The organism is Microbacterium sp. ISL-103 (assembly GCF_018613995.1).
Classification (GTDB): Bacteria; Actinomycetota; Actinomycetes; order Actinomycetales; family Microbacteriaceae; genus Microbacterium.
In genome coordinates, this window is record NZ_JAGGPD010000524.1 from 1 (window position 1) to 3,868 (window position 3,868).

6 protein-coding genes and 1 pseudogene are annotated in these 3,868 nt (G+C 70.3%); 4 read left to right on the forward strand and 3 right to left on the reverse strand.

Annotated features, from left to right (window positions below; translation table 11 throughout):
- Nucleotides 1–550 (reverse strand): flavoprotein (locus tag J7E68_RS17030; RefSeq protein ID WP_311417268.1); only part of this gene is annotated, 550 nt, incomplete at its 3' end.
- Between the two features lie 80 nt (nucleotides 551–630).
- Between J7E68_RS17030 and J7E68_RS17035 the strand changes: the two genes are divergently transcribed.
- Nucleotides 631–1,332, forward strand: coding sequence for an NRDE family protein (locus J7E68_RS17035; protein ID WP_215174594.1), 702 nt, complete (start codon nucleotides 631–633; stop codon nucleotides 1,330–1,332).
- 24 nt (nucleotides 1,333–1,356) lie between these two features.
- On the opposite strand, the gene J7E68_RS17040 is transcribed toward J7E68_RS17035, so the two are convergent.
- Entirely contained in the window at nucleotides 1,357–2,331 is a 975-nt protein-coding gene (locus J7E68_RS17040) for a GlxA family transcriptional regulator (RefSeq protein WP_215174601.1), read from the reverse strand.
- Between the two features lie 94 nt (nucleotides 2,332–2,425).
- On the opposite strand from J7E68_RS17040, the gene J7E68_RS17045 reads away from it, so the two are divergent.
- The 3 genes from J7E68_RS17045 to J7E68_RS17055 are packed head-to-tail and all read left to right on the forward strand — an operon-like array spanning nucleotide 2,426 to nucleotide 3,647.
- On the forward strand, nucleotides 2,426–2,587 hold the full coding sequence (locus J7E68_RS17045; protein ID WP_215174596.1) for a hypothetical protein: 162 nt from the start codon (nucleotides 2,426–2,428) through the stop codon (nucleotides 2,585–2,587).
- 54 nt (nucleotides 2,588–2,641) lie between these two features.
- Nucleotides 2,642–3,082 (forward strand): hypothetical protein, encoded by a 441-nt coding sequence (locus J7E68_RS17050; RefSeq protein ID WP_215174598.1) that lies wholly within the window; start codon nucleotides 2,642–2,644, stop codon nucleotides 3,080–3,082.
- Nucleotides 3,083–3,098: 16 nt separating this feature from the next.
- Nucleotides 3,099–3,647 (forward strand): hypothetical protein, encoded by a 549-nt coding sequence (locus tag J7E68_RS17055; RefSeq protein WP_215174599.1) that lies wholly within the window; start codon nucleotides 3,099–3,101, stop codon nucleotides 3,645–3,647.
- A gap of 10 nt (nucleotides 3,648–3,657) precedes the next feature.
- Here the strand turns inward: J7E68_RS17055 and J7E68_RS17060 are convergent.
- A pseudogene (locus J7E68_RS17060) lies at nucleotides 3,658–3,868 on the reverse strand (glycosyltransferase); the annotation flags it as partial.

Below are 3,868 nucleotides of genomic sequence, written 5' to 3' on the forward strand. Positions count from 1 at the left end.
CGACGCGCGGTCCCTCGAGGTCGCGGGGGGCGGGCAGGCCGAGGGCCGGGTCGAAGATCTGCTCGGGCTCGGCCATGCGACCGGGGCCGCTGTCACCGCCGGCGAGCTCTCCGTCTGCGGGCCCCACCAGATGCACGCCTCGCGAGGCGAGGGTTGCGATGTTCGCCTGCGTGGCGGCATTGCGCCACATCTCGGCGTGCATGGCCGGAGCCAGCAGCACGGGCGCCTCGGTGGCGAGCAGCGTGGTGCCGAGCAGGTCGTCGGCGATGCCCGCGGTGATCTTCGCGATCGAGTTCGCCGTCGCGGGTGCCACGATCACCAGATCGGCACCCTGGCCGAGTGCGACGTGTCGCACGCGGGCGACATCGTCGTGCACGCTCGTCGTCACCGGGTGGCGACTGAGCGCCTCCCAGGTCGGCGTCCCGACGAATCGCAGCGCGTCCTCGGTCGGCACGACGGTGACGTCGTGTCCCGCCTTCGTCAGCAGTCGCACCAGGTGCACTGTCTTGTATGCGGCGATGCCACCCGTAACTCCGACGACGATGTTCACGGTTCGATTCTGCCGCAGCACGCGCCTCCGGGGGCTGCGATCCCTCCCGACCCGTTCCGGTCGCTCGTAGACTTGACGCCGTGTGCACCGTGGTGATCGATGTGGCAGGACCCGAGACCGCGCGACTGCTGGCGGTGCGCGACGAGGATCCGCTGCGCGAGTGGGATGCTCTCGGCGAATGGTGGCCCGATGCCCACCCCGGCGTCTCGGGCATTCACGACCGGCGAGCAGGAGGGGCCTGGCTCGCGGTGAACCCCGCCGAACGACGCCTCGCCGTACTGCTCAATCGGGCGGATGTGGGGGACCTCGCCGACGACGTCGCGCTGTCGCGCGGCTCGCTCGCGCTGGAATCGGTCGGCGGCCGCTCCCCCGTCGCCCCGCTGCCGATGCACGGCTTCAACCTGCTGGAGGTGCGCCCCGAGGGCTCCAGGGTGCTCAGCTGGGACGGTGTCGACCTGCGTGAGACGGCGCTCGCCGACGGCATCCACATGATCGCCCACGACGACCTCGACGATCTCGGCACCCCGCGGATCGCCGCCTGGCTGCCCGAGTTCCGCGCCCTGGGCGCGACTGCCGACAGTGCCGACTGGACAGGCGCGTGGACGTCGTTGCTCGCCTCGTCGACGCAGCTCGACCCCGAAGACGACCGCGCGATCATCCGCGACAACCGCCCGCACGGATATCCGACCCAGTCACTGCTGTACTGCACGGCATCCGTCACCACCGAGGGGGTCGACGTCGCCTACCGCGCGCTGCCGAGCCCCGGCCACTGGGACCACTGACCGCAGCGGTCGCTCGCGCGCGATTCAGGCCGCGGACGACTCCTCGTCATCGGCGCACGAGAAGCGCGCGCGGTAGGCCGTCGGTGTCGTGCCGAGCACCCGAGAGAAGTTCTGACGAAGCACCGCGGCCGACCCGAAGCCGCACTCGTCGGCGATCTGCTCGAGGGCGAGATCGCTGCGCTCGAGCAGCCGCTGCGCATGCAGCACCCGCTGCCGCGCCAGCCAGGCTGCCGGAGTCGCGCCGTACTCGGCCTTGAAACGTCGGGCGAACGTGCGCGGCGACATCAGCGCCCGCGCCGCGAGCTGATCGACGCCCAGGTCGTCGCGCAGGTGCTCGACCGCCCAGTCCGCGACCGCGGCCAGCGAATCGCTCGCGACCACGGGGATGGGGCGGTCGATGAACTGCGCCTGACCGCCGTCCCGCTGCGGCGGCACCACCATGCGGCGGGCGATGCGGTTGGTGAGCTCGGCACCCAGCTCGATGCGCAGCAGGTGCAGGCAGGCGTCGATGCCTGCTGCGGTGCCGGCGCTCGTGATGATCCGACCGTCCTGCACGAAGAGCACGTCGGGGTCGATGTCGATCTCGGGGTACATCTCGGCCATCGCCTCGGAGTACATCCAGTGGGTGGTGGCGCGGCGTCCGTCGAGCACGCCCGCGGCTCCGAGGATGAACGAGGCGCTGCAGATCGTGAGCACCCATGCACCGCGAGCCACGGCATCCCGTGCCAGGTCGAGCAGCAGAGGGTCGATCTGCGTCCAGTACTCACGCGGCACCGGGCACAGGACGACGAGGTCCGCCTCGTAGGCGAAGGCAAGGTCGTGTTCGACGTTGATCGAGAACCCCAGCTTCGACTGCACCACTCCCGGATGCGGTGCGACGACGCGGAAGTCGAAGTTCGGCACCCCGTCGTTCGACCGGTCGAGACCGAACGCCTCGCACGCGAGACCGAACTCGAACGGCGCGAAACCGTCTTGGACGACGCAGGCGACGGTCTTCATCATGGCGGGCTCCCGGAGAGGTTGGCAGAATTCGTGTGTTCGCAGTCTATTCTGCCACTCGTGGCAGGACAAGAGTGATCGTAGCGTTTCTGCCATGATCCTTCTCATCGCACTCATCGCTCTCGGCGTGTGGGCGTTCGTCGCCACCGTCATCGAACTCCGCCGCGACGGATACCGCCGCGTGCCCACCGACTGGTCTCGCGTCTGCGGCCGTGACGCTCTCGACCGAGCAGATGCCGGGCACATCTACCGCTGACCTTCAGCGAGACCCTCTTCCCGCCCGGCGAATCGCGCGGCTACGCTCGACATCATGAGCGAGCCGCAGCAGCCAGCCCCGCCGAACTCCGGCCAGCAGTACCCGGGGCAGCCGTATCCAGGCCAGCAGTACCCCGCGCAGCCGCATCCGACACATCAGCCCGGCGCAGCGGCCGGAGCCTCGTCCGGAGCGTCTCTGGGACGCCTCGCCTTCATCATCGCGCTGGTGTCGCTCGCCATCGGCCTCATCGTCACGCTGACGTACCCGGCGATCATCCGCACGTCGTACGACAACATGCTCATCGGCGTGTTCGGCGCCATCGGCAACGGGCTCGTGTTCATCGTCGCCGTCGTCGCTCTCATCCTCGGACTCATGGCGGTGCGCCGCCCGGGCTCGCCGATCCTCGCGGGCATCGCGATCGGCATCAGCGCGTCCGCGGTCGTCAGCATCGCGGTGTCCTGGATGTCGAACCTCCTCTACGCCTTCGCCTTCTGAGCATTCGGAGCCATCGATGAGCGACCCCCAGCAGCCCCCCGGACAGCCGTACAGCCAGCCCGGTCAGCCCTACTCGCAGCCGGCGCAGCCGCAGCCGCAGCCGCAGCCGCCGTATTCGCAACCCGGACAGCCGTACTCGCAACCCGGGCAGCCGTACGCCCAGGGCGCCCCTGCGCCGGGCCAGCCCTACGGATCCGTTCCCGGTCAGCCTTACGCGTCCGCGACACCGCCGTACGCGCAGGGGGCGAGCACGGCACGCCCGGGCACCCTCGGCCGCACGGCGTTCCTCGTGGCGGCGATCTCGGTCGCGTTCGGGCTGGTCGTGCAGCTTGTCACGCCGTTCTTCTACGCGTCGATCGGCTTCGGTGCGGTGACGCTCGTGTCGAATCTCGTGAACCTCGTCGTGCTCGCGGGTGCGGCCGCGGGGCTGTGGCTCGGCATCCTCGCTCTCCGCCGCCCGGCACCGCACCTGCCGGCTGCGATCGCCGTCGGCCTGGCGGGGAGCACGCTGGTGGGCGTGCTCACCTCGTGGATCGCGAACCTGTTCTCGTACGTCGGCTTCTGAGCGGCAGAGATCAGTCGGCGAGCACGCGCTCGTAGACCTCGATCATCGCAGCGGTGCGCGACGATTGCCGGAACGCCTCAGACACCTCGCGCACCGGAACCGGCGCGGTGCCCGCGGCGATGTCGGATGCCGCTCGGCGCAGCGTGTCGCTCAGACCCGCCGTGCGCTGCTCCCCGGTGCCGGCCCCGCCCGGCCCAGCCCACCACCCGCCGCCGAGCCCC

What these genes read in the sequence shown, in the direction of transcription:
- J7E68_RS17040 (WP_215174601.1), bottom strand. Translation starts at nt 2,331, where the DNA reads ATGAAGACCGTCGCCTGCGTCGTCCAAGACGGTTTCGCGCCGTTCGAG.
- J7E68_RS17045 (WP_215174596.1), top strand. Translation starts at nt 2,426, where the DNA reads ATGATCCTTCTCATCGCACTCATCGCTCTCGGCGTGTGGGCGTTCGTC.
- J7E68_RS17050 (WP_215174598.1), top strand. Translation starts at nt 2,642, where the DNA reads ATGAGCGAGCCGCAGCAGCCAGCCCCGCCGAACTCCGGCCAGCAGTAC.
- J7E68_RS17055 (WP_215174599.1), top strand. Translation starts at nt 3,099, where the DNA reads ATGAGCGACCCCCAGCAGCCCCCCGGACAGCCGTACAGCCAGCCCGGT.